The sequence below is a fragment of the Enterococcus sp. PF1-24 genome (genome assembly GCF_029893325.1).
In the GTDB taxonomy this organism is placed as follows: domain Bacteria; phylum Bacillota; class Bacilli; order Lactobacillales; family Enterococcaceae; genus HY326.
Window position 1 is genome coordinate 55,680 of record NZ_JARXWL010000003.1, and the last position, 25,721, is coordinate 81,400.

At 38.5% G+C, this 25,721-nt stretch carries 19 protein-coding genes and 1 pseudogene; 17 read left to right on the forward strand and 3 right to left on the reverse strand.

All coding sequences use genetic code 11. The features are described from left to right. Window positions 1–5: 5 nt before the first annotated feature. The 13 genes and pseudogenes from M2139_RS02085 (at window position 6) to rpoC (ending at window position 21,162) form a co-directional block, all read left to right on the forward strand. Window positions 6–1,034 (forward strand): Gfo/Idh/MocA family oxidoreductase, encoded by a 1,029-nt coding sequence (locus M2139_RS02085; RefSeq protein ID WP_280737139.1) that lies wholly within the window; start codon window positions 6–8, stop codon window positions 1,032–1,034. 770 nt (window positions 1,035–1,804) lie between these two features. Next, window positions 1,805–4,430, forward strand: a pseudogene (locus M2139_RS02090) (cation-translocating P-type ATPase). A gap of 96 nt (window positions 4,431–4,526) precedes the next feature. Then, window positions 4,527–4,907, forward strand: coding sequence for a hypothetical protein (locus M2139_RS02095; RefSeq protein WP_280737140.1), 381 nt, complete (start codon window positions 4,527–4,529; stop codon window positions 4,905–4,907). A gap of 122 nt (window positions 4,908–5,029) precedes the next feature. After that, complete coding sequence (tgt, locus tag M2139_RS02100) at window positions 5,030–6,175, forward strand: tRNA guanosine(34) transglycosylase Tgt (RefSeq protein ID WP_280737141.1); 1,146 nt, start codon at window positions 5,030–5,032, stop codon at window positions 6,173–6,175. A gap of 124 nt (window positions 6,176–6,299) precedes the next feature. Next, complete coding sequence (yajC, locus tag M2139_RS02105; RefSeq protein WP_280737142.1) at window positions 6,300–6,623, forward strand: preprotein translocase subunit YajC; 324 nt, start codon at window positions 6,300–6,302, stop codon at window positions 6,621–6,623. Between the two features lie 123 nt (window positions 6,624–6,746). Next, entirely contained in the window at window positions 6,747–7,028 is a 282-nt protein-coding gene (locus tag M2139_RS02110) for a post-transcriptional regulator (protein ID WP_280737143.1), read from the forward strand. Between the two features lie 272 nt (window positions 7,029–7,300). Continuing rightward, window positions 7,301–9,892: a bifunctional acetaldehyde-CoA/alcohol dehydrogenase gene (gene adhE, locus M2139_RS02115; protein ID WP_280737144.1), complete on the forward strand. Its 2,592-nt coding sequence runs from the start codon at window positions 7,301–7,303 to the stop codon at window positions 9,890–9,892. Between the two features lie 232 nt (window positions 9,893–10,124). Beyond that, window positions 10,125–10,898, forward strand: a complete 774-nt coding sequence (locus tag M2139_RS02120) for an amino acid ABC transporter permease (RefSeq protein ID WP_280737145.1) — start codon at window positions 10,125–10,127, stop codon at window positions 10,896–10,898. Further along, window positions 10,885–11,607, forward strand: coding sequence for an amino acid ABC transporter ATP-binding protein (locus M2139_RS02125; protein ID WP_280737146.1), 723 nt, complete (start codon window positions 10,885–10,887; stop codon window positions 11,605–11,607). The genes M2139_RS02120 and M2139_RS02125 overlap by 14 nt, the downstream gene beginning before the upstream one ends. Window positions 11,608–11,640: 33 nt before the next feature. Then, window positions 11,641–12,480, forward strand: coding sequence for a transporter substrate-binding domain-containing protein (locus M2139_RS02130; protein ID WP_280737147.1), 840 nt, complete (start codon window positions 11,641–11,643; stop codon window positions 12,478–12,480). Between the two features lie 111 nt (window positions 12,481–12,591). Next, window positions 12,592–13,461, forward strand: a complete 870-nt coding sequence (locus M2139_RS02135) for an enhanced serine sensitivity protein SseB (RefSeq protein ID WP_280737148.1) — start codon at window positions 12,592–12,594, stop codon at window positions 13,459–13,461. 343 nt (window positions 13,462–13,804) lie between these two features. Next, window positions 13,805–17,422: a DNA-directed RNA polymerase subunit beta gene (gene rpoB / locus M2139_RS02140; protein ID WP_280737149.1), complete on the forward strand. Its 3,618-nt coding sequence runs from the start codon at window positions 13,805–13,807 to the stop codon at window positions 17,420–17,422. Between the two features lie 89 nt (window positions 17,423–17,511). Further along, the gene (gene rpoC / locus M2139_RS02145) at window positions 17,512–21,162 is read left to right on the forward strand and encodes a DNA-directed RNA polymerase subunit beta' (RefSeq protein WP_280737150.1); all 3,651 of its coding nucleotides are present in this window, start codon (window positions 17,512–17,514) and stop codon (window positions 21,160–21,162) included. A 58-nt stretch (window positions 21,163–21,220) separates the two neighbouring features. Here the strand turns inward: rpoC and M2139_RS02150 are convergent, their stop codons facing one another. Next, the gene (locus M2139_RS02150) at window positions 21,221–21,898 is read right to left on the reverse strand and encodes a prepilin peptidase (RefSeq protein ID WP_348522591.1); all 678 of its coding nucleotides are present in this window, start codon (window positions 21,896–21,898) and stop codon (window positions 21,221–21,223) included. A 168-nt stretch (window positions 21,899–22,066) separates the two neighbouring features. Here M2139_RS02150 and M2139_RS02155 point away from each other — a divergent pair, with 168 nt between their 5' ends. After that, window positions 22,067–22,927, forward strand: a complete 861-nt coding sequence (locus M2139_RS02155) for a DUF5105 domain-containing protein (protein WP_280737151.1) — start codon at window positions 22,067–22,069, stop codon at window positions 22,925–22,927. Window positions 22,928–23,076: 149 nt separating this feature from the next. Then, window positions 23,077–23,544, forward strand: a complete 468-nt coding sequence (locus tag M2139_RS02160) for a Dps family protein (RefSeq protein WP_280737152.1) — start codon at window positions 23,077–23,079, stop codon at window positions 23,542–23,544. A gap of 60 nt (window positions 23,545–23,604) precedes the next feature. On the opposite strand, the gene M2139_RS02165 is transcribed toward M2139_RS02160, so the two are convergent. Both M2139_RS02165 and M2139_RS02170 read right to left on the reverse strand, forming a co-directional pair. Further along, window positions 23,605–24,078 carry a glutathione peroxidase gene (locus tag M2139_RS02165; protein WP_280737153.1) on the reverse strand — a complete coding sequence of 158 codons (474 nt, stop codon included), beginning with the start codon at window positions 24,076–24,078 and terminating at the stop codon, window positions 23,605–23,607. 29 nt (window positions 24,079–24,107) lie between these two features. After that, window positions 24,108–24,299, reverse strand: coding sequence for a hypothetical protein (locus tag M2139_RS02170; RefSeq protein ID WP_280737154.1), 192 nt, complete (start codon window positions 24,297–24,299; stop codon window positions 24,108–24,110). A 521-nt stretch (window positions 24,300–24,820) separates the two neighbouring features. On the opposite strand from M2139_RS02170, the gene rplM reads away from it, so the two are divergent. After that, a complete protein-coding gene (gene rplM / locus M2139_RS02175) occupies window positions 24,821–25,267 on the forward strand; it encodes a 50S ribosomal protein L13 (protein WP_348522592.1) in 447 nt (148 codons plus the stop codon). Between the two features lie 15 nt (window positions 25,268–25,282). Further along, window positions 25,283–25,675 carry a 30S ribosomal protein S9 gene (rpsI, locus tag M2139_RS02180; protein ID WP_280737156.1) on the forward strand — a complete coding sequence of 131 codons (393 nt, stop codon included), beginning with the start codon at window positions 25,283–25,285 and terminating at the stop codon, window positions 25,673–25,675. Window positions 25,676–25,721 lie beyond the last annotated feature (46 nt).

Consider the following 25,721-nt stretch of genomic DNA (forward strand, 5'->3'; position numbering starts at 1 on the left):
ACGCAATGAAAGCAATTAATTTTGTAGTGGTGGGCTACGGTGGTATGGGGTCTTATCATGTGGCTGAGTTAATGCCTGCAGAGCAAGATAAAATTCAAGTAATCGGTACTTTTGATATTAAAACTGAGCGGCAGCAAGCTGCGGCGGCGCAAGGATTGAAAGCTTATGCAAGCTTTGAAGCGGTTTTGCAGGATCCACAAGTTGAAGCTATTTTAATCGCAACCCCTAATGATGCCCATAAAGATTTAGCGGTAGCCGCCTTAAAAGCCGGGAAACATGTGATTAGTGAAAAACCGGTAGCGATGAATGTGGCGGAATTAGATGAGATTTTAGCGGTAGCCCAAGCTCACGAAAGAGTCTTTATGGTTCATCAAAATCGTCGTTGGGACCCAGATTTTCTGATTATTCGTGATTTATATCAAAAACGCCAAATCGGTGAATTGTTTCAAATCGAGTCTCGCGTTCACGGCGCTAACGGCATTCCTGGCGACTGGCGTCATTTAAAAGCCCAGGGTGGCGGTATGTTGCTGGATTGGGGCGTTCATTTATTTGACCAGATACTTTGGCTAGTCGATAGCCCGATTAAAGAAATTCACACGGATTTAAGCTATGTTTTAGGGGATGAAGTGGACGACGGTTTCTTTACTTCAATTCTCTTTGAAAATGGCTTACGGGCTTTGATTGAAGTAGGAACCACCAATTATACGCAACTGCCCCGCTGGTATGTGAAAGGTTATGAAGGTACCGCCAAAATTGATGATTGGGATTTATCTGGAGAAATTATTCGGGCAACTGGTAATACCGCTGCTCAAGCACCAGTGCCAATTCAAGCCGGCGTTGGTTTAACGAAAACGATGGCACCGCCATCTGAAGAAGCGATGGAACGAATTGCTTTTCCTGAAGCTAAAGCGGAATATCCGTCTTTTTACGGTAATTTTTACCAAGTGGTGCGAGAAAATGCCGAACCACTGATTAAAAATAGTGAAGTTCGCAAAGTGCTACAAGTGATGGAAGATATTTTAAATCAAGGGTAATAATGAATAACAGGAATGAAAATGAAAACAGTCAGCTGAGAAGCTGGCTGTTTTTATCTATAATTCCACACAAAAAAGCCGGGCTCTCGATAAACCCGGCTTCGTTAAGCTTTCGGAAGGAATCAGTATCGCTGAATGGTTGATTACTCTCATTATACATGTAAAGTATTGTTGAATTTCTTCGGTAATTGTTAACAAAAAATCTTGTTTTACTTTAAAAGATTAACACACATTTTACGTTTAAGATCAAACTATTTATATTAATTGTTTTACTTTAAACTTTCCTAAGTCTTATTTGACAAATCACTTTGTTGAATATTGTAACTATTCACTTGTTCACATATCAATTTTAATTAGGTTGTCGTGCTTGGCTACTTCACAAGTACAATGCTTTGGTGAATCTTAATTTGCTTGAACAACTTTATTGTTTACAGGTTCTACTTAATCGAGAAATTCTTCAACGCTACTGATTAATCCTCCTTCCTTATGTTTTTATTATAGCACAGAAAGAAAGCGTTTGCAAGTCGGCGGTTTGATTTTTTATGATTTGTTTTAAAAAAGTTATAAGGCGAATGGTTTGTCAAAATTAATTCAAGCATGGTACATTTTTAATAGGAAGAAAAAATATTTTTTTGAAGAAGTTTAACGAATTTTAAGATAGGCATTATGGTTATTTTATAAACAGTAAAAAAGTAGAGGGAGCTTCTTGCAAAAATTGCTTTTAAAATAAGTAATATTTAAGGAGTTTTCGCTAGAAATGGAGGCTATTTATGGAAGCATATCAGAAAAAAGTTGAATTATTGCAACAGGAAAGCCAGGTGGATTTTGACGTGGGGCTTTCGCCAGCAGAAGTTAAAAGGCGTCATGAAGAATTTGGCTTGAATCGTTTCGAAGAAGAGCGGAAAAGTTCTTTTGTCAAAAAGTTTCTTCATAGCCTAGGGGATTTTACGACGATTATTTTATTAGTAGCGGCGGGGATTTCTTTTTATACCGCGATTGCTACTGATCATGGGGATTACTTTGAAGGGATCTTGATTATTGCGATTGTTTTGATTAATTCCTTGTTGGCGATTATTCAAGAAGGGAATGCTGAGAAATCGTTGCAAGCTTTGCAACAAATGAATAAACAACGCGCTGTTGTAAAACGAGCAGGTCAAGTGGTGGAAATTGATGCCGAAGAAGTGGTGCCAGGAGACATTTTGGTTTTAGAAACCGGTATGTCAGTCGTTGCAGATGGTCGTTTAATTCAAAATAGCCAATTGCGGGTGGATGAAGCATCTTTAACCGGTGAAAGTGAAGCGATTGAAAAGACTGTTGATTTTGTAGGGGAAGCTGATACGCCGCTAGGTGATCGAAGAAACATGGTTTATAAAGGTACAACCATTTTAAATGGCCGCGGTCAAGTTTTTGTGACGGCGACTGGGATGGCAACGGAGATGGGGAAAATTGCGGAACTGTTAAATCGTGAGACCAACGATAAAACACCGTTACAAAAGCGTTTAAACCAGTTAGGTAAAAGAATTAGTTTGATTGCTTTGGCAGCGGCAGGCTTAGTCTTTTTCATAGGTCAGTTGCAAGGAGAGCCTTTGTTAGAAATGTTTATGACGGCTGTTTCTTTAGCGGTGGCGGCTGTGCCAGAAACGTTAACGGTTATTGTAACACTAACTTTAGCTTACGGTGTACAGCAGATGGCAAAAAAACATGCGATTATTCGGCAATTACCGGCAGTGGAGACTTTAGGGACCGCTAATGTGATTTGTTCTGATAAAACCGGAACTTTGACGCAAAATAAAATGCGGGTGCGACAAGTTTGGCGTCAAGGCGATGAAGTAACCGACATTGAAAATTTAATGACGGATGAAGCGATGGAAGTTTTACAATTTGCCGCTTTAAATACCGATGTAATTGTTACTTATGAAAACGATGAGGTCATCGTTAAAGGCAATCCCACTGAAGCAGCGATTGTACGGGCAATTGAAGAAAATTACCACACAAAAGCTGAATTAGAGGAGAAATATCCGCGAGTTGGCGAGATTCCCTTTGACTCTGACCGTAAGATGATGACCACTGTGCATAAAATGGGGAAACGTTACCTTTCAATTACTAAAGGGGCCTTTGATATCTTGTTGCCGAAATTTAAATACGGCAATGTTGAACAGGCAGCGGTGGTAAATGATCGCTTTGGTAAACGGGCTTTACGAGTGATTGCCGTTGGTTACGCTAAAACCACCCGTGATAGCGCCGGAAGCCTTAGAAAAAGATCTTCATTTATTGGGCTTAATCGGCATGATTGATCCTCCGCGACCTGAAAGTAAAGGTGCCATTGCTCGCGGGAAAAAAAGCCGGTATAAAAACAGTGATGATTACCGGCGACCATGTAGTTACCGCCAGTGCGATTGCCAAAGAGTTAGGTATTTTAACAGATAAAAAAGAAGCAATAACCGGTACGGAATTAAGGGAAATGAGCGATCAAGAATTAGCAGAACGAGTAACAGAGTTATCCGTTTATGCCCGAGTGACGCCCGAAGATAAAATCCGCATCGTTAAAGCTTGGCAAAAACTGGCGCCGTTGTTGCGATGACTGGCGACGAGGTAAACGATGCGCCGGCTTTAAAAGTTAGTGATGTGGGCGCTGCCATGGGGATTACCGGTACGGATGTTGCGCAAAGTGCTGCGGATATGATTTTAACTGATGATAATTTTGCGACGATAGTCGATGCAGTTGCGCGAGGTCGGACGGTTTATCGCAATATTCGTAAAGCGATTAACTTTTTGCTAAGTTGTAATATTTCAGAAATTTTTATCGTCTTAATTGCCATGTTGTTAGGTTGGGGGGCGCCTTTTACCGCTGTACAATTGCTGTTTGTTAATGTAGTGGCTGATGGCTTGCCTGGTTTTGCATTAGGACGTGAGCCAGCCGAAGCGGGAATTATGGAAGAAGCTTCCATTCCTAGAGAAGAAAGTATTCTTGGCCGAGGCTTATGGCAAAAAATCTTAGTGAATGCTGTCAGTTTTACAGTTGTTGCCTTGTTAGGTTTTTATTTAGGGAGCTTTGTTGACGGTATCAGTCATTGGGTGACAGCCAGTCAAGAAGTAGGACAAACGGTAGCTTTTCTGGTGTTAGCTTACTCTTCTATTTTGCACGTCTTTAATGTTCGCAGTAGTCGTTCAATTTTTAAAGTAAACTTAGGAAGAAATAAATCGCTATTTGAAATGGCGCTATTAGCGATTTTCATTACAACTGTCATTGCTTTATTACCAGTAACACAAACCTTATTTGGTTTAGTGATAATTAGTTTAAATCATTGGTTATTAGTTATCGGTTTATCAATTGTACCGATTTTTGTCAACGAATTAATCAAATTCCGCTTTTCACCAGAGCTTGAAGAGGAATAAATTTTATTTAACGGAAAAGATATCAAATTTTGGTATCTTTTTTTCTGTTTGTGAAAAATGTTATACTGATTGAAAAAAGGTGAGCGGGTGTTTGAAATGGGAAATTTCAAAATGATTGCTAAGCGTTTGGGGAAATTTTTTGCTATCTATATTGTTGTCGTGGGAGGGGTAGCAGGACTGTATTTTTTTATAAGCGCCAGTAATAAACAATTTGTTGAAGAAAAAACCGAAAAAGCTGCTGCATTAGCAGAATTATCTATTGGTGATAGATACCAGTGTTTTCGTCCTTTTACGGTTAATGTATCAGTAGCGGAAATGAGTGAGGACTATTCAGTTGAAGAAGATAGCTTGTGGAAAATTGAAAAAATTAGAGAAGACTCTGTTATTTTAGTAGATGAAGCTGATGTCTTAATAGAGCTTAGGCCGAGTCAATTACGAATTTACTTTGTTAAATTAGGAGACTATGTGATTAACTGATTGTGGTTGTTGGAAAATGCGTTTCACTTTTCTAATTCACAGTTGCAAATCCTGTTAAAACAAAGTAAAATTAACGGGTTACATAGAAAATTTGAGTTTAAGAAAAGAAAGTAGGTAAGGCAATGACAGAATCTGCCATTCGCTATCGTTTAATCAAGAAAGAAAAGCATACGGGTGCCCGTTTAGGTGAGATAATTACTCCCCACGGCACGTTTCCAACACCGATGTTTATGCCAGTTGGCACATTAGCCACCGTTAAAACTATGTCGCCTGAAGAATTAAAAGAGATGGGTGCCGGAATTATTTTAAGTAACACTTATCATTTATGGTTGCGGCCCGGGGAAGACTTAGTGGCTGAAGCTGGTGGTTTACATAAATTTATGAACTGGGACCAACCGATTTTAACCGATTCAGGTGGTTTCCAAGTCTTTTCTTTAAGTGATATGCGGAATATCGTTGAAGAAGGGGTTCATTTTAAAAACCATTTAAATGGCTCTAAAATGTTTTTATCACCAGAAAAGGCAATTGATATTCAAAATAAATTAGGTTCAGATATTATGATGAGCTTTGATGAGTGTCCACCTTTTAATGAAAGTTATGAGTATGTTCAAAAATCTGTGGCCCGTACTTCTCGTTGGGCAGAGCGGGGCTTGAAAGCTCATGCCAATCCAGCAACCCAAGGGTTATTCGGGATTGTGCAAGGGGCGGGCTTTGAAGATTTGCGTCGTCAAAGTGCGCAAGATTTAGTTAGTATGGATTTTCCGGGGTATTCAATTGGTGGATTATCAGTAGGGGAGCCTAAAGCGGAAATGAATCGGGTCTTAGAGTTTACCACACCAAGGTTGCCAGAAAATAAACCTCGCTATTTAATGGGAGTTGGCACAGCTGATTCTTTAATTGATGGCGTGATTCGTGGGGTGGATATGTTTGACTGCGTTCTGCCAACGCGGATTGCTCGTAACGGCACTTGTATGACTTCAAAAGGCCGTTTAGTTGTGAAAAACGCTGAGTTTGCGCACGATTTCCGACCATTAGATGAAAAATGTGATTGTTATACTTGTCGTAACTACAGTCGCGCTTATATTCGTCATTTAATTAAATGCGATGAAACTTTCGGAATTCGCTTAACTTCTTATCATAATTTATACTTTTTATTAAATGTGATGAAACAAGTGCGCCAAGCGATTATGGATGATAATTTGTTGGAATTCCGGCAAGCTTTCTTTGAAGAATACGGATTTAACAAAGAAAATGCGAAAAGTTTCTAAAAACGCTAGAGTTTAGCTGAATTATTTGCTACAGTTATCCTTAGAGAAAAGTGGCGGAAATCCACTTTTGATTTGTGTGCAAATAAACTATATTAATTCGTTTAAGAAATCGGAGGAACAAAACATGTGGGTTTATCTAGTTGCTATCGTAGCAATGATTGGGATGATGTATTTTACATCAAGAGGACAAAAGAAACAACAGCAAGAACGTCAAAATTTATTAAATGCTATGAAACCTGGTGACAGCGCGATTACAGCCGGGGGTTTACACGGTGTTGTTTCTGAAATTGACACAGAAAAAGGTACTGTAATTCTTGATTGCGAAGGAATCTATTTAGAGTTTGAACGTAATTCAATTCGGTCAGTTACACCTAACGTAGCTGTTGATGCTGCTGAAGAAACAGTAATTGAAGAAACTATTTCTGAAGAAGATACAACAGAAGAATAGTCATTACTAAATAAATAACGACTAATTATTGCGGTTTTGACCACCTTGCCATTTTATTTTTGAAATGGTAGGGTGGTCAACCTTTCTTTTTACATAATTAATCTGATAGAAAAAGGAAAAAAGATGAAAGAATTTAATCAGTGGCAAAAATTTCGTTTGCGACAAACCATTAAGCGAAAGTGCAAAGCTTTTAATCAAGCAGGCTACCCTGAAATAGATAAAGAAGCTTTAGAAAAATATTTTTGGGAGTTTCGCTGGAAAAGAAAGAATTTCACGACATTGACAGAAGCCTTGGCTGATATTGCTGAAACCAACGTCAACGATTTTTTCGATTACCAACAATTTTTAATTCAAACGAAAAACAGCAGTTTAGCAGAATTTGATGACTTTTCTGATTTATTTTAAGAGATTGTGCAAAAATTCATTTGTTCAGACCGTGAAATTGACGGCCTGAACTTTTTTTATTTGTATTAAAATTATGAAAACGCATTCTTTGAAAAAACAGAGAAACGCTTGTTTTTATTAGGAAAATCACTTTCTAAAATTAAGTTTTCAAGCTTTTTGAAATTTTGTGAAAAAAATCACGAAAAACTATTTACAAATTACTCGGGATGTTGTATATTGAGTATGTGAAAAAGTTAACAATCGAAAGTTGACATATATTTAGGAGGAAGACAATGGCAAAGACACCAAAGAAAACAGAAACTGTTGATGTTTCAACAATGATCGATGAATTAGCTGCAAAAGCAAACGTTGCTTTAAAAGAAATGGCTAATTTTGATCAAGAAAAAATTGACCACATCGTTCATGAAATGGCAATGGCAGCCTTAGATCAACATATGCCTCTTGCTAAAATGGCGGTTGAAGAAACTGGCCGTGGTATCGTAGAAGATAAAGCTATTAAAAATATGTATGCTTCAGAGTATATCTGGAACAGCATTAAACATGATAAAACTGTTGGCGTAATCAGCGAAGACAAACAAAAAGGAATCGTTGAAATTGCTGGACCAGTCGGCGTAGTTTGTGGGGTAACACCAACAACTAACCCAACTTCAACAACAATCTTTAAAGCAATGATCGCTTTAAAAACAGCAAACCCAATTATTTTTGCATTCCATCCAAGCGCTCAAAAATGTTCTGCTGAAGCAGCTCGTATTGTTCGCGATGCAGCGATTGCAGCTGGCGCACCTGAAAACTGTGTACAATGGATTGAACATCCATCAATTGACGCAACTTCAATGTTAATGAACCACGAAGGCGTAGCAATTGTTTTAGCAACTGGTGGACCTGGTATGGTTAAATCAGCTTACTCAACTGGTAAACCTGCTTTAGGTGTTGGTGCTGGTAACGTACCATCTTACATTGAAAAAACTGCTAAAATCAAACGTGCTGTTAACGATTTAATCGTTTCTAAATCTTTCGATAACGGTATGATTTGTGCTTCTGAACAAGCAGTTATCGTTGATAAAGAAGTTTACGCAGCTGTTAAAGCTGAATTTGAAGCACATCAAGTATACTTCGTTAAAGCTAACGAATTGAAAAAACTTGAAGATGCTGTAATGAACGAAACTAAAACAGCTGTTAACCCTAAAATCGTAGGTTACTCTGCAGAACATATCGCTGACTTAGCTGGTATTAAAGTTCCTGCTGGTACTAAAATTTTAGTTGCTGAATTAGAAGGCGCTGGCGCTGAGTACCCATTATCAAGAGAAAAACTTTCTCCAGTACTTGCAATGATGAAATCAAACAGCCACGAACATGCTTTTGACTTATGTGAAGCAATGTTAGAATTAGGCGGTTTAGGACATACTGCTGTTATCCATACAGAAGATGAAGACTTACAAATTAAATTTGGTTTACGCATGAAAGCTTGCCGTATCTTAGTAAATTCTCCATCTGCTGAAGGTGGTATCGGTAATATTTACAACGAAATGATTCCTTCATTAACATTAGGTTGTGGATCTTACGGTAAAAACTCAGTTTCTAAAAACGTATCTGCAATTAACTTGATTAATGTCAAAACTGTAGCGAAACGGAGAAATAATATGCAATGGTTTAAACTTCCATCAAAAATTTACTTTGAAAAGAATTCATTGTTGTATCTAGAAAAAATGGAAAACGTTGAACGCGTAATGATCGTTTGTGACCCAGGTATGGTTCAATTCGGTTATGCTGACACAGTTCGTGAAGTATTAGCTCGTCGTAAAAACGATGTGAAAATTGAAGTCTTCTCAGATGTAGAACCTAACCCTTCAACTGACACTGTTTACGCTGGTACTAAAATGATGGCTGAATTTAAACCAGATACAATTATCGCTCTTGGTGGTGGTTCTGCAATGGATGCTGCTAAAGGAATGTGGATGTTCTATGAACACCCAGATACTTCATTCTTCGGCGCTAAACAAAAATTCTTAGATATCCGTAAACGTACTTACAAAATTTCTAAACCTGAAAAAACTCAATTTGTATGTATTCCAACAACATCTGGTACAGGTTCTGAAGTAACACCATTTGCGGTTATTACAGATAGCGATACACACGTTAAATATCCATTAGCTGACTACGCTTTAACTCCTGATGTGGCAATTATTGACCCTCAATTCGTTATGTCAGTTCCTGCATCAGTAACTGCTGATACTGGTATGGACGTATTAACTCACGCAATTGAATCTTACGTGTCAGTAATGGCATCTGATTACACTCGTGGTTTAAGCTTACAAGCAATTAAATTAGTCTTTGACTATTTGGAAAAATCTGTGAAAACTCCTGATATGGAATCTCGTGAAAAAATGCATAACGCTTCTACAATGGCTGGTATGGCATTCGCGAATGCTTTCTTGGGAATTTGTCACTCAGTAGCCCATAAAATTGGTGGAGAATATGGTATTCCTCACGGACGTACAAATGCGATCTTATTACCGCACGTAATCCGTTACAATGCCAAAGATCCTCAAAAACATGCAATGTTCCCTAAATATGACTACTTCCGCGCTGACACTGACTACGCTGATATCGCTAAGTTCTTAGGACTTAAAGGTAAAACAACTGCAGAATTAGTTGAAGCTTTAGCAACAGCTGTTAGTGATTTAGGTAAAACTGTTGGTATCAACATGAACTTGAAAGCGCAAGGCGTAACTCAAGAAACATTAGATTCAACTGTTGATCGTATGGCTGAATTAGCTTACGAAGATCAATGTACAACAGCAAATCCAAAAGAACCATTAATCAGCGAATTGAAACAAATCATCGTTGATGCATATAATGCTTAATTTCGGATGAAATGAAACGCCCATCTCCTTAGTTATTTTGGAGATGGGCGTTTTTTGAATGATAAATAGAGTTAACGAAGGTGTTTTATCTTTGTTAACTCTATTTTTTTGAAAAAAATTGATTATTTATTATTAAAAACATACACAAATCATTTTTGATATGATATGATAAATAATATACAAATAAATGAATATTTAAACATTTTTTGCGAAATATGTAGGAGGTTGGGAAATGTGGGATGGAAAAAGTAGGCGATTAAAGTGGTGCTTGCTAATAACGCTGGTAAGTGGTGCTTTTTTATGGCTAGATAGTAGTTTTACGGTAGCTTATGGTGCAGAATTTAATATGCATTTTGATCGGATTTTACCTTATAAAAATGTTTATCTGAATGGCTTAAAAAGCACTTTAGAAATTACGGGCATTTCATTAATTGGCGGTTTGTTTTTAGGTGTGGTTTTAGCGTTAGTTAAAGTTTCTGGTATAAAAATTTTAAAGTGGCTTTCGCAATTTTATACATCTATTTTTCGGGGCACGCCATTATTGGTGCAGGTTTTTATTGTCTATTTTGCAACACCTCAATTAACAGGATATGAAATACCGGCATTTACAGCGGCGGTAATTGCTTTTTCCCTAAATTCAGCGGCTTATATTTCTGAAATTTTACGTGGCGGAATTGAAGCGGTGGATTCAGGACAAATGGAAGCGGCTTTGTCTTTAGGTGTTTCGAGAGTGGATGCTTTAAAAGATATCATTGTTCCGCAAGCGTTAAAAACAGTGTTGCCGGCTTTGGTGAACGAGACGATTGCATTATTGAAAGAATCATCATTGGTTTCTACGATTGGGATGTTAGATTTAATGCGTTCGGCACAAGTGGCTATGAATGCAACTTATTTGGCGTTTGAACCTTTTATAGTTGTAGCGGCAATTTATTATGTATTAGTTATGATTTTAAATACCTTTGCTAACTTTATTGAAAGGAGGCTGAAACGTAGTGATCGATATTAAAGAATTGCACAAGTCTTTTGGCTCAGTTGAAGTGCTGAAAGGGATTAATTTGCATATTGATAAAGGTGAAATTGTAGCGATTATCGGACCGTCTGGTTCTGGTAAATCCACGATTCTACGCTGTATGAATTTATTAGAAACACCTGATGCTGGTACGATAACGATTAATGGGCAAGAAATCACGCAAGGGAAAGTGGATATTAAAAAAATCCGCGAGAATACCGGTATGGTTTTTCAACATTTTAACTTATTTCCCCATAAAAGTGTTTTAGAAAATATGATTTATGCACCGATTAAAGTCAAAAAAATGGACAAGCAAGTTGCTGTAAAAAAAGCGCAAGATTTACTAGCGCGTGTGGGCTTGAGTGATAAGGCGGATGAATATCCTGCGAAATTATCTGGTGGTCAAAAACAACGGGTGGCGATTGCCCGCGCTTTATGCATGGAACCGGAAGTGATGCTTTTTGATGAACCAACCAGTGCACTGGATCCGGAAATGGTTAAAGAAGTTTTAGCGGTAATTAAAAGTTTAGCAGATACAAATATTACTATGGCTTTAGTCACTCATGAAATGGGCTTTGCTCGTGAAGTAGCTGATCGGATTTGTTTTGTTGAAAATGGGATAATTGAAGAGGATGCTACACCGGAAATGTTCTTTAGCAATCCGCAGTCTAAAAGAGCGCAAGAATTTTTAGCAAAAGTTTTATAAAAATGATTTTTTAATTGGAAGGAAGATGAAAAAATGAAAAAATTCGGGAAATTAATGGTAGCAATGTTGTTTTTAGGTACATTAGCTGCTTGTGGTGGCGCTAAGGATCAAGGAACGAAAGACTCGGCGGCTACAAGTAGTAGTGCTAGTTCTGATAAACCTTTAGCAGGCGAAACATTGAAATTTGCTTTAAGTCCAAATTTCGTGCCTTTTGAATCAGCGGAATTAAATGATAAGGGTGAAATGGAAGTTGTCGGTTTTGATGTGGATTTAGTCAATCAGTTATCAGAAGATTTGGGCTTTGAATATGAAATTATTGAAACGGAATTTAAAGGATTGGTTGGTGAACTGCAATCTGGACGGGCTGATTTCGTGATTTCTGGTATGACGGCAACTGAAGAACGTCGGAAAAGTGTTGATTTTTCTGATCCGTATTTCTATACGAAAACAGGTGTGATTTTCCCGAAAGATCAAAATATTGAAACGGTAACTGATATGCAAGGTAAGAAAATTGCTGTAAGTTTCGGTACGACTTTTGAGCAGCAGGCAACAGATATGGGAGCTGAAGTAGTTGCCTTTGATTCTGGAGCAGCTGTATTGCAAGATTTATATAATGGTCGGGTAGACGGTGCCATGATGGATGCTACCAAAGCGGCGATTGAAGCAGAAAAAAATCCTGATTATGCTTACATTATTTTTAGCGATGAAGAACTAGGGATTACTGAAGCCAACACTTTTAATATTGCTTTCCCGCAAGGCTCTGAATTGGTAGAAGTGTTTAATGAGTATATTAATAAATATCAAGAAGATGGCACGATGGATAAAATTGCTGAAAAATGGATGGGGCAAAAATTTATTGAAGAAAGTAAGTAATGACTAAGTTTAAAATCAGCACTTTGCTAAGCGGCGGTGCTGATTTTTTTATCTAAGAAAAAGTGTTATAATTAAAGCTGTTACTGAATAAACGATGTGAGGAGCAATTTAATGAGCTTTTTGGATAAATTTTTAAAGAAAAAAGAAGATAATGTTGCAGAAATAAAAGAAACCGTCGAAACACCAGTTGTAGAAGCGGCGGCTGAAGAAGTTGAGGCGCAAACTAGTGCTGAAGTTTTTGAAAATAGCCAGTTGTTAACTTATTGGCAAGCCTATTTAGCTGAGCAAACGCCAGAAAATATGAGTAAGGCCTTTGAAGAAGTTTGCGTTAACGGTAAATTTTTATTACTTTCTAATTTGCCGATGACAGATGATAAAGAAGCGGTTGGCGAGAAAGTCGATTTGGCTTTTGCAACTTTAGCGAATCCTAGTGGCGAACAATTTTTCCCAGTCTTTACGGATTGGCAAAGTTTGAAAGCTTGGCAGCCAGAGTTAACAACGCAAGCTTTTGTGATGGATTTTAATGATTTAGCACAATTGGTTTTAGAAAGAGAAGAGATGCAAGGCTTTGCGATTAATCCTTTTAGCGAAAATATCTTATTTACGGAAGATATGATTCGCAATTTTAGAGGCCATCAAGGCTTGAAAGAAAATGGTCATGGAGAAGTCGTACTTGACGGCGGTACCTCTTTACAAATTGGTGAGCCTGAAGAGTATCCAACTGAAATGATTGCAGCAATTACCGCGGCTCTAAAAGAAAAATCTGAAGTTAAGCGGGCGTGGTTGCGCTTGATGAAAAACGGTGGCGAAGTCAGCTATTTAGTCGTTGTTGATTTTGCGGGCAGTCGCGAAGTGCTGTTTCCAGCATTAGCTGAAATCGGCATGCCTTACTTAAAAGGGATGTTTTTAGATTTAGTGGAATATCAAAGCGATTTTGGTAAAAATGCGGTGGCAGAGGTCGCACCTTTTTACGAAAAATAGGCGCTTTACAGGAGCAGGACAAAGCGTGATGTCCTGCTCTTTTTCTACTATTTCAACTAAGGGAGAAATCCTTGACAAAGCAATGGTTTTCCTGTAATATTAGTAGATGCAAAAACGAACTGAAATAAAAAGGCAGAAACGAAATATTGTCCGTTTCGGCTTGAGGATAGGGAAACAAAAGTAGAATTTTAAGAATTTGCTCTTAAAAAGAATTTCTATTTTTGGTTTTTTTTTGTCCAAAAGCCGCAAAAAATGTTTTTTGTTACACAAAAATAATGTTTGTAATAAAAATGTAACGATTCGGTTGCTGTTTTTTGAAAGATTATTTAGAGGGGTGAAGAGCTTGGCTGGACACGTAGTCAAATACGGAAAACACCGCGAACGTAGAAGTTTCGCACGAATCAGTGAAGTATTAGAATTGCCGAACTTAATTGAAATTCAAACAAACTCTTACCAGTGGTTCCTTGATCAAGGGCTACAAGAAATGTTTGAAGATATTTTGCCAATTGAAGATTTTAACGGAAACTTGTCATTAGAATTTGTCGGATATGAATTAAAGGAACCTAAATACACTGTTGCTGAAGCAAGAGCGCATGATGCAAACTATTCTGCACCATTGCACGTTACTCTACGCTTAATGAACCGTGAAACAGGGGAAATTAAATCACAAGAAGTATTCTTTGGGGATTTCCCATTAATGACAGAACAAGGAACTTTTATCATCAACGGTGCTGAGCGAGTAATCGTTTCACAGTTAGTCCGTTCTCCAGGGGTTTATTTCCATGGGAAAGTTGATAAAAATGGTAAAGAAGGTTTTGGTTCAACTGTAATTCCTAACCGTGGCGCATGGTTAGAAATGGAAACAGATGCTAAAGATATTTCTTATGTACGAATTGATCGTACTCGTAAAATTCCTTTAACCGTTTTAGTTCGGGCTTTAGGTTTTGGTTCTGACGATACAATTTTTGAAATTTTTGGTGATAGCGAAAGCTTACGTAATACCATCGAAAAAGATTTACACAAAGTAGCAAGTGATTCAAGAACTGAAGAAGGCTTAAAAGATATTTACGAGCGTCTACGCCCAGGGGAACCGAAAACGGCTGATAGTTCTCGTAACTTATTAAATGCCCGCTTCTTCGATCCAAAACGTTATGACTTAGCAAACGTAGGTCGTTACAAAGTAAATAAAAAATTAGACTTAAAAACGCGTCTATTGAATTTAACTTTAGCTGAAACTTTAGTTGATCCAGAAACTGGTGAAATTTTAGCTGAAAAAGGTACTGTTTTAACCCATCAAGTAATGGATGAATTAGCACCATTTATTGATAATGGTTTAAATGCAGTGACTTACTATCCTTCAGAAGACGGTGTAGTTACTGAACCAATGACGATTCAAGTCATTAAAGTTGTTTCACCTAAAGATCCTGAAAGAGAAGTTAACGTAATTGGTAATGGTTACCCAGAAGCGCCAGTTAAAACGGTTCGTCCAGCGGATATCATTGCTTCAATGAGTTATTTCTTAAACTTAATGGAAGGCATCGGCAATGTGGATGATATTGACCACTTAGGAAACCGCCGGATTCGTTCTGTTGGGGAATTATTACAAAATCAATTCCGAATTGGCTTAGCCCGTATGGAAAGAGTCGTTCGTGAAAGAATGTCAATTCAAGATCAAGAAACTTTAACACCACAACAATTAATTAATATTCGTCCAGTTGTGGCAAGTATTAAAGAATTCTTTGGTTCTTCTCAGTTGTCACAGTTCATGGATCAAACGAATCCATTAGGTGAGTTAACTCACAAACGTCGTCTATCTGCCTTAGGACCTGGTGGTTTGACTCGTGACCGCGCGGGTTATGAAGTGCGGGACGTTCACTATTCTCACTATGGCCGGATGTGTCCGATTGAAACGCCTGAAGGACCAAATATCGGTTTGATTAATAGCTTATCTAGTTATGCAAAAGTGAATCCATTTGGTTTCATTGAAACGCCTTATCGTCGGGTTGATCGGGAAACTGGTCGCGTAACTGGCAATATTGAATATTTAACAGCTGACCTAGAAGACCATTATATTGTAGCGCAAGCGAACTCACCATTAACTGAAGATGGCCGCTTTAAAGAAGATATCGTTATGGCACGTTCTCAAAGTGAAAACTTAGAAGTTTCAATTGATAAAGTTGACTTCATGGACGTATCCCCTAAACAAGTAGTTGCAGTAGCGACCGCTTGTATTCCTTTCTTGGAAAACGATGACTCCAACCGGGCCTTGATGGGTGCCAACATGCAGCGACAAGCTGTACCGTTGATCCAACCACGTTCTCCTTGGGTAGGGACAGGTATGGAATATAAAGCTGCTCATGACTCAGGTGCTGCTTTATTATGTAAACACACTGGGGTTGTTGAATATGTTGATGCTACTGAAGTCCGCGTTCGTCGCGACAACGGTGCATTAGATAAATATACAGTAACTAAATTCCGTCGTTCAAACTCTGGTACAAGTTATAACCAACGTCCAATTGTTCATTTAGGTGAAAAAGTTGATGCTGGCGATACTTTAGCAGATGGACCATCTATGGAAGAAGGCGAGTTAGCTTTAGGGCAAAACGTCTTAGTCGCCTTCATGACTTGGGAAGGTTACAACTACGAAGATGCGATTATTATGAGTCGCCGCTTAGTAAAAGATGATGTTTATACTTCGATTCATATTGAAGAATACGAATCAGAAGCTCGTGATACAAAATTAGGACCTGAAGAAATCACTCGTGAAATTCCTAACGTTGGGGAAGATGCTTTGAAGAACCTTGACGAAATGGGAATTATCCGCATCGGTGCTGAAGTTAAAGATGGCGACTTGTTAGTAGGTAAAGTAACTCCTAAAGGTGTTACCGAACTTTCTGCAGAAGAACGTTTATTACATGCCATTTTCGGTGAAAAAGCTCGTGAAGTTAGAGATACTTCATTACGAGTACCACACGGCGGCGGCGGTATCGTTCATGACGTGAAAATCTTTACCCGTGAAGCTGGCGATGAATTATCTCCAGGGGTAAATATGTTAGTTCGTGTTTATATCGTTCAAAAACGTAAAATTCATGAAGGGGATAAAATGGCGGGACGTCACGGAAACAAAGGGGTTGTTTCCCGCATTATGCCTGAAGAAGATATGCCATTCTTACCAGATGGCACACCAGTGGATATCATGTTGAATCCATTAGGGGTACCTTCACGGATGAATATCGGACAAGTTTTAGAGTTGCATTTAGGTATGGCAGCACGCCAACTAGGCATCCACGTAGCAACACCAGTCTTTGATGGTGCTTCTGATGAAGATGTTTGGGAAACTGTGCGTGAAGCTGGTATGGCGAAAGATGCGAAAACGATTCTTTATGATGGTCGTAGCGGTGAGCCTTTAGATAACCGGGTTTCTGTTGGTGTCATGTATATGATTAAATTAGCCCACATGGTTGATGATAAATTACATGCTCGTTCAATTGGACCGTACTCTCTTGTTACTCAACAACCATTGGGTGGTAAAGCTCAATTTGGTGGACAACGTTTCGGGGAAATGGAAGTTTGGGCACTGGAAGCTTACGGTGCGGCTTATACCCTACAAGAAATCTTGACTTACAAATCAGATGATGTTGTCGGTCGTGTGAAAACTTACGAAGCAATCGTTAAGGGTGAACCAATTCCAAAACCTGGTGTACCAGAATCTTTCCGCGTATTAGTGAAAGAATTACAATCACTTGGTTTAAATATGCGGGTGCTAGATATTGATGATCAAGAAATCGAACTTCGCGATATGGATGACGATGATGATGATTTAATTACGGTTGATGCTTTAACCAAATATGCAGAAGAACAATCTGCTAAGAAATTAGCAGAACAAGCTGCAGCTGAAGCCGTAGCACAAGAAGATGAACAAGTGCAGGCATTTGAAACTGCTGAAGATATTCAAGACTAGACTGTAAAGTCTGACGTTAAGCTGCCTTAGCGGCGATTGTGAACCGCTAAGGTCTGGCTTGCCATTAAATGAAATGGAGGGAAACCCTTTTGATCGATGTAAATAAATTCGAAAGTATGCAAATAGGTTTGGCTTCTCCTGAAAAAATCAGAAGCTGGTCTTATGGTGAAGTAAAAAAACCTGAAACCATTAACTACCGTACATTGAAGCCTGAACGCGAAGGTCTATTTTGCGAACGGATTTTCGGCCCTACAAAAGACTGGGAATGTGCCTGTGGTAAATACAAACGAATTCGTTATAAAGGTATTGTTTGTGATCGTTGTGGCGTTGAAGTTACTCGCTCTAAAGTTCGTCGGGAACGGATGGGGCATATTGAGTTAGCTGCACCAGTTTCACATATTTGGTATTTTAAAGGTATTCCATCACGGATGGGTCTTGTTTTAGATATGAGCCCAAGAGCGTTGGAAGAAATCATTTATTTTGCTTCATATGTGGTAATTGATCCAGGTAATACACCTTTAGAGAAAAAACAATTACTAACTGAGCGTGAATATCGTGACAAACGTGACGAATATGGTCAAGAATTCCAAGCAGCAATGGGTGCTGAAGCGATTAAACGTTTATTAGATAGCGTTGATTTAGACGGCGAAGTTGCTGAATTAAAAGAAGATTTGAAATCTGCTCAAGGTCAAAAACGGACACGTGCTGTGCGTCGTTTAGATATTTTAGAAGCTTTCCGTTCTTCAGGTAACCAACCTAGCTGGATGGTTATGGATGTTATTCCCGTTATTCCGCCAGAATTACGCCCAATGGTGCAATTAGAAGGTGGCCGTTTCGCTACTTCTGATTTAAATGATTTGTACCGCCGGGTTATTAACCGTAACAATCGTTTGAAACGTTTATTAGATTTAAACGCACCAAACATTATTGTTCAAAATGAAAAACGGATGTTACAAGAAGCCGTGGATGCTTTAATTGATAATGGTCGTCGTGGCCGTCCAGTTACTGGTCCAGGTAACCGTCCTTTGAAATCTCTATCACATATGTTGAAAGGGAAACAAGGTCGTTTCCGTCAAAACTTACTAGGTAAACGGGTTGACTATTCAGGTCGTTCAGTTATCGTAGTAGGTCCTAACTTAAAAATGTTCCAATGTGGTTTACCAAAAGAAATGGCGATTGAATTATTCAAACCATTTGTTATGCGCGAATTAGTGCAACGGGAACTAGCTTCAAACATTAAAAATGCTAAACGTAAAATCGAACGTCAAGAAGATGATGTTTGGGATGTATTAGAAGATGTTATTCGTGAACATCCAGTTTTACTTAACCGGGCACCTACGCTTCACCGTCTAGGGATCCAAGCATTTGAACCAGTTTTAGTTGAAGGTCGTGCGATTCGTTTGCATCCATTAGTTTGTGAAGCTTACAATGCCGATTTCGATGGAGACCAAATGGCGGTACACGTACCGTTAAATGAAGAAGCTCAAGCTGAAGCGCGGATGTTGATGTTAGCCGCTCAAAACATCTTGAATCCAAAAGATGGTAAACCAGTAGTAACACCTTCTCAGGATATGGTCTTAGGTAACTATTACTTAACGATGGAAGAAGAAGGTCGTGAAGGCGAAGGTATGGTCTTCCGTGACCAAAATGAAGCAGTAATTGCATGGCGTAATGGCTATGTTCATTTACACTCACGGATTGCTGTAGCACCTAGAACATTAGGGGATAAACCATTTACTCCTTGGCAAAAAGATCGTTTAATGGTAACTACAGTTGGTAAGATTATCTTTAATGAAATCATGCCAGAAGAGTTCCCTTACTTAAACGAACCAACAAACTCTAACTTAACTGAGCAAACGCCAGATAAATATTTTGTTGAACCAGGAACTGATATTCCAGCGTTCATTAAAGAACAAGAAATTATCTTGCCATTCAAGAAGAAAAACTTAGGTAATATCATTGCTGAAGTCTTTAAACGTTTCAAAATTACTGAAACTTCTAAGATGTTAGATAGAATGAAAGACTTAGGTTATCGTCATTCAACAATGGCGGGGATTACGGTAGGGATTGCCGATATCATGGTTCTTGAAGAAAAACATGATATTATCGATGCAGCTCATAAACAAGTTGACACGATTACTAAACAATTCCGTCGTGGTTTAATCACTGATGATGAACGTTATGAACGCGTAATTGCGGTTTGGAATGCTGCTAAAGACGAAATTCAGATCAAACTGATGGAAGGCTTAGAAGCGAAAAACCCAATCTTCATGATGTCAGATTCAGGAGCCCGTGGTAATATTTCCAACTTTACTCAGTTAGCTGGGATGCGTGGTTTGATGGCTGCGCCAAATGGTCGAATTATGGAATTACCAATCATCTCTAACTTCCGTGAAGGACTTTCTGTCTTAGAAATGTTTATCTCAACTCACGGGGCGCGTAAAGGGATGACCGATACAGCCTTGAAGACAGCCGATTCAGGTTACTTAACACGTCGTTTAGTTGACGTTGCCCAAGATGTTATCATTCGTGAAGACGATTGTGGCACTGACCGCGGTTTAGATATTCAAGCGATTCGTGAAGGTAACGAAATTATTGAATCACTAGAAGAACGTTTAGTTGGTCGTTATACGCGTAAAGCTGTTCGCCATCCAGAAACAAATGCTGTGATTGTTGATGAAGATGAACTAATCACTGAAGATTTAGCAAAAGAAATTGTTGATGCTGGCGTTGAAAATGTAACGATCCGTTCCGTATTTACATGTAATACGAAACATGGTGTATGTAAACATTGTTATGGCCGTAACTTAGCAACTGGTTCAGGTGTTGAAGTTGGTGAAGCAGTTGGTACAATCGCTGCTCAATCAATTGGGGAACCAGGTACACAGTTAACCATGCGTACTTTCCATACCGGCGGGGTTGCCGGTGATGATATCACTCAAGGTTTACCGCGGGTTCAAGAAATTTTTGAAGCTCGGAATCCTAAAGGGCAAGCGGTTATCACTGAAGTTACCGGTGAAGTAATTGATATTTCTGAAGATCCAGCAACACGTACAAAAGAAGTGACGGTTAAAGGTAAAACTGATACTCGGACTTACACGGTACCATTCACTGCTCGTATGAAAGTTGTTGAAGGCGATACGATTCATCGTGGTGCACCATTAACAGAAGGTTCAATTGATCCTAAACAATTATTGCAAGTTCGCGATGTTTTATCAGTTGAAAACTACTTGCTACGTGAAGTACAACGTGTTTACCGGATGCAAGGGGTAGAAATTGGCGACAAACATATCGAAGTAATGGTTCGACAAATGTTACGCAAAGTCCGCGTAATGGATCCAGGTGATACAGATATCTTACCAGGTACATTATTGGATATTGCTGAATTTAAAGAACGTAACTACGATACTTTAATTGCCGGTGGTAGCCCAGCGACTGCTAGACCAGTCTTACTAGGGATTACTAAAGCTTCCTTGGAAACAAACAGCTTCTTATCTGCTGCTTCCTTCCAGGAAACAACCCGTGTATTGACTGACGCAGCTATTCGCGGCAAACGCGATCCATTACTTGGCTTGAAAGAAAATGTTATTATCGGTAAAATCATCCCAGCTGGGACTGGTATGCCGCGCTATCGTAACATGGAACCTCAAGAATCAGTTGTGGTTAGCGAAAATGTTTATAGTATTTCTGATATTGAAGCCCAAATGGCAGCTGAAGATGCTTTAAACAGCCAAAAATAATTTTAGCAAATTAGTAAGTGTGAAAGTTCATTCCGATGAGCTTTCACACTTTTTTGTACTACCACAGCAGCCAAAATAATGCCACCGTCAAAAAAGGCGCAAAAGGTAGTCGTTTTTGCGGTGATTTTTTGATTTTCAAAATTAAAAAGCCCCCTAATCCTAACCCGCTAGCTATAAAAAGCAGCCACCCGATTTGATAGACATTTAAAAATAAACTCCAACAGAGCAGTAGCTGAATATCGCCACCACCAAAGCCTTCATTAAAGAACTTCTGAAAAATCCAAAAGAACAATAATAAAATTAAAGGTTGCCACCAATAGATAGTTTGTTTGGCTAATAGCCAACAGATTAGGATTGCTAACGTGCTGCTATATAAGGTTTTTAACGGGATAATCAGCATCTGCCAGTCAATTAACGCGATAATTAAACTGCTAAATAACCAGCTAAATTGACCCACGCGTAACCATGAAAAAGTTTGCTGACTCAGCCAAAGTCCTAAGCAGCCGAAGCCGGTTTCCCCGTATAAATAGCGCAATGGAAGTTTTGTTTGGCAATAACGGCAGCGAAAGCGTAAGGCGATGATGGAAACAATCGGTATCATTTCATAAAAAGCTAATTTGTGTTGACAAACTCCACAGTGAGAACCAGGAAAAACGATGGATAAATGCTTTTGCCTGCGCTCTAAAACTAAACAAATAAAAGAGCCGAAGCAGCAGCCGAAAATGAAAAATAGTATAAATCTTCTCCTAACATATTTTAATCGCTGAAATTTTTGAAATAAACTCCTGCTTTACTATAAGATACGTGGAAAAAGACTTTCTCTTTGTGAAAGAATGAAAAAAGCTCTGTTCGTCAGTTAAGGGATTTGTTACAATGAAGAAAAGAAACTGCTGGGAGGCATTGTGTGAAAAAACGCTGGTTATTACCGATTTTTTTAATCATAGGATTATTTGCAGGCTGTCAGAGTGAGCCGACCATTGGTGGCGAAGAAGCCGCCCGTTTGTTTGTAAATCGGCTGGTTTATGAAAAAAATCAGGAAGAATTTGTAGCTAATTTTGTTAATGGAGAGAAAATTGCGGCTGATTTTGATAAAAATGCCGTGGCTTTTCAAGAAAATTTTACTAGTCAAATTGAAGCTCTATCTGAAAATTTAGCAGCTGATGATTCCTTGGCATTAACGCGGACTTTAATTGAAGAAATGGATGGCAAAACGACTTACACTGTCAATGAAATTAAAGAAGTCGGCCAAGAAGTGACGATTACTTATGATGTTTATGGCTTAGATTTTGCCGGTATTATTGAGGGAACGATTTACGATATCGCTGAAGAGTTAGAGTTTAATAACGCGGCGATGGCGAACGAAACTTTTGCTAATAAAAAAGTGTTAAGTTTCTTTGAAAAGCAAGTAGCCGATGTTACCAAAAAGAAAACGCCGATTACGGTGGAGCTGATTTTAAAGAAAAAAGGCAAACAGTGGCAAGTTGCCCGTAATCAAAATCAACAAATTGCTAGCTTGTTCATTGCTTTTGTCGCAGGCGCCGCCAATCAAGATGAGTTAAGTATCGAAATCAATCAAGTAGTGGCCGAAGCCGCTCAAGAATTATTAGCCGCCGAATTAAAGGCCGCGGAAGCTGCCGAAGCGCAAGCCCAAGCTGCTGAGGAACCAGTTGCAGAAGAAGCGCTAGCAGAAGAAATACCCGCTGAAATGCTACCAGCTGAGGCACCCGAAGCAAATCCAGAAGCGGAAGAAACCCCTGTCGAATAAATTTTCGGAAAAACAATCGAATCTAAAGCGTTTTATTGTACATTTTGAGAAAAATCGACTATTATTAGGCTATAAAGAATTATTATAAATAAGCAATAACATAAAAAGTTATTTGTGTAATTTTTTGAAAAAATGAGGAGGAATTTAGAATGAAATATGTAGAAACTAAAAAAGTGTTAAACCAACTTGTTGCTGACCTAAGCCAAATGTCTGTTGTAATCCACCAAATCCATTGGTATTTACGTGGACCAGAATTTTTAACTTTACATCCATTAATGGACGAATATATGGAAGAAATCAACGAACAATTAGATGTGGTTTCTGAACGTTTAATTACCTTAGATGGTTCACCATTCTCAACGTTAAAAGAATTCGCTGAAAATACTGGTATTAAAGATGAAGTAGGTAACTGGGACCGCACTGTTCCTGAACGCATGGAACAATTAGTTGCTGGCTACCGCTACTTAGCTGATTTATACAGCAAAGGGATTGAAGTTGCTGGTGAAGAAGGCGACGATTCAACTCAAGATATCTTTATCGCTAACAAAACTGACATCGAGAAAAAAATCTGGATGGTTCAAGCAAAATTAGGTAAAGCACCTGGTATTGACGCATAAAAGCATAACAATTAACGGAAGTCCCAGGACTTCCGTTTTTTTGTGGTTTTAAAAGTGAAATTATAAAAGCTCAAGAATATCTTTTTCTAAAGATTCAGGAGTGTCTTTTGAGGCAAAGCGGTTAACAATGTTGCCTTGGCGGTCAACTAAAAATTTAGTGAAATTCCATTTAATCGCTGAGTTAAACAAGCCTTTCTTCTGGGCTTTTAAGTAATGATACAGCGGACTTTCCTGTTCGCCATTGACGTCGATTTTTGCAAATTGCGGAAAAGTGATACCGAAACGGCCTGTGCAAAACGTATGAATTTCGTCAGCTGTACCAGGAGCTTGATTACCAAACTGATTACAAGGAAAATCAAGAATTTCAAAACCTTTCTCCTGATATTTTTCATAAAGCTTTTGCAAACCAGCGTATTGTGAGGTGAAACCACACTCTGTTGCGGTGTTGACAATCAGTAAAACTTTGTCTTTGTAAGGTTCCAAAGTGCTGTAAGTGCCATTTGCTAATTGAATCTCAATATCATAAATTGACATAAAAAGACCTCCTTCGTGAATTTAATAATTTAACTGGCTAAAATTTTAGTGCCGATTACTATCGTATACAAAGTTAAAACAATATCAAAAATGCCAACCCCAATTAATAAAATAGTACCGATGATTTCTGTAGGCAGCGGGTTGTTAATGAATAAACCAAGGGCTTCAATTACAAGCCAAACGATAATTGTCGCGATAAAAGGCATTAAGTGCAGTTTCAAAGCCCGATTTGCCTGATATTTAACATCAGCTTGTCAACTAACTAAAAAAATAATTAGCGGTAAGAGAATTGGTGCAAAAACAATTGAAATATAAGCTAAGCCGCTTAAAATTTTTTCTTTGTTCATCATACCACCCCTTTTTATTTAATTATAAGGGAGGCGACTTTTTTTGTAACAAGATATGCACTAAAAAGAAAGTGCCCACAAGCATTTGATGGGTGGTCAAACACTTGCGGGCAAGGAGTAAAAATGAAAAAATGTTAAGGGTTGTTTGTTGGTATCTTTATAATAACCCCTTTTGAAAAAAATGGGAAATAATACGCCTCGGAATTTAAAAACTTTTTTTAAGCCAGATTTACTTTTAAAAGTCGCCAATTCTGCGAGTTTTTTTCAGAAATTAGCAGAAATACATTGACTTTAAGCCTGTGACAAGGTAAGATGATAAATGGTATTGTTTGCCCCACAAGAGCCCCGGAAACTCAAGTGTATGTGAACATTCAGAACTTAAATTGGAGGAAAAAATCGTGCGTACAACATATATGGCTAAGCCAGGCGAAGTAGATCGTAAATGGTACGTAGTAGACGCAACTGATGTGCCTTTAGGTCGTCTTTCAACTGTCGTTGCTTCTATCCTACGTGGAAAAAATAAACCAACATTCACACCTCATGTGGATACTGGCGATTTCGTAATCGTAATCAATGCAGATAAAATCAAATTAACAGGTAATAAAGCAAGTGATAAAATTTACTACCGTCACAGTAACTACCCAGGTGGGTTGAAATCTGTTTCAGCTGGTGAATTACGTGCTAAAAATTCTCGTCGTTTAATCGAAACTTCTGTAAAAGGTATGCTACCTAAAAACACTTTAGGTCGTAAACAACTTACTAAGTTAAACGTGTATGGTGGAGCAGAACATCCACATGCTGCACAACAGCCAGAAGTTTTAGACATCACAAACTTAATCTAAGAGGAGGGAATTTCATTGGCACAAGTACAATATAGCGGCACAGGCCGTCGTAAAAATGCAGTTGCCCGCGTACGTTTAGTACCAGGTACTGGTAAAATTACTGTAAACAAAAAAGATGTTGAAGAATATATTCCACACGCTGACTTGCGTGAAGTTATCAACCAACCATTTGGTGTAACAGAAACTAAAGGCGCTTATGATGTATTCGTAAACGTTAACGGTGGTGGTTACGCTGGACAATCAGGAGCTATCCGTCACGGTATCGCTCGTGCATTATTAGAAGTAGATCCAGATTTCCGCGCACCATTAAAACGCGCTGGTTTACTTACTCGTGATGCTCGTATGGTTGAACGTAAAAAACCAGGTCTTAAGAAAGCCCGTAAAGCTTCACAGTTTTCAAAACGTTAAAAACATCTATATATCAATGTTTTCAAGAGGTGCCAAGAAATTGGTG

What these genes read in the sequence shown, in the direction of transcription:
- M2139_RS02085 (WP_280737139.1), top strand. Translation starts at nt 6, where the DNA reads ATGAAAGCAATTAATTTTGTAGTGGTGGGCTACGGTGGTATGGGGTCT.
- M2139_RS02095 (WP_280737140.1), top strand. Translation starts at nt 4,527, where the DNA reads ATGGGAAATTTCAAAATGATTGCTAAGCGTTTGGGGAAATTTTTTGCT.
- tgt (WP_280737141.1), top strand. Translation starts at nt 5,030, where the DNA reads ATGACAGAATCTGCCATTCGCTATCGTTTAATCAAGAAAGAAAAGCAT.
- yajC (WP_280737142.1), top strand. Translation starts at nt 6,300, where the DNA reads ATGTGGGTTTATCTAGTTGCTATCGTAGCAATGATTGGGATGATGTAT.
- M2139_RS02110 (WP_280737143.1), top strand. Translation starts at nt 6,747, where the DNA reads ATGAAAGAATTTAATCAGTGGCAAAAATTTCGTTTGCGACAAACCATT.
- adhE (WP_280737144.1), top strand. Translation starts at nt 7,301, where the DNA reads ATGGCAAAGACACCAAAGAAAACAGAAACTGTTGATGTTTCAACAATG.
- M2139_RS02120 (WP_280737145.1), top strand. Translation starts at nt 10,125, where the DNA reads ATGTGGGATGGAAAAAGTAGGCGATTAAAGTGGTGCTTGCTAATAACG.
- M2139_RS02130 (WP_280737147.1), top strand. Translation starts at nt 11,641, where the DNA reads ATGAAAAAATTCGGGAAATTAATGGTAGCAATGTTGTTTTTAGGTACA.
- M2139_RS02135 (WP_280737148.1), top strand. Translation starts at nt 12,592, where the DNA reads ATGAGCTTTTTGGATAAATTTTTAAAGAAAAAAGAAGATAATGTTGCA.
- M2139_RS02160 (WP_280737152.1), top strand. Translation starts at nt 23,077, where the DNA reads ATGAAATATGTAGAAACTAAAAAAGTGTTAAACCAACTTGTTGCTGAC.
- M2139_RS02165 (WP_280737153.1), bottom strand. Translation starts at nt 24,078, where the DNA reads ATGTCAATTTATGATATTGAGATTCAATTAGCAAATGGCACTTACAGC.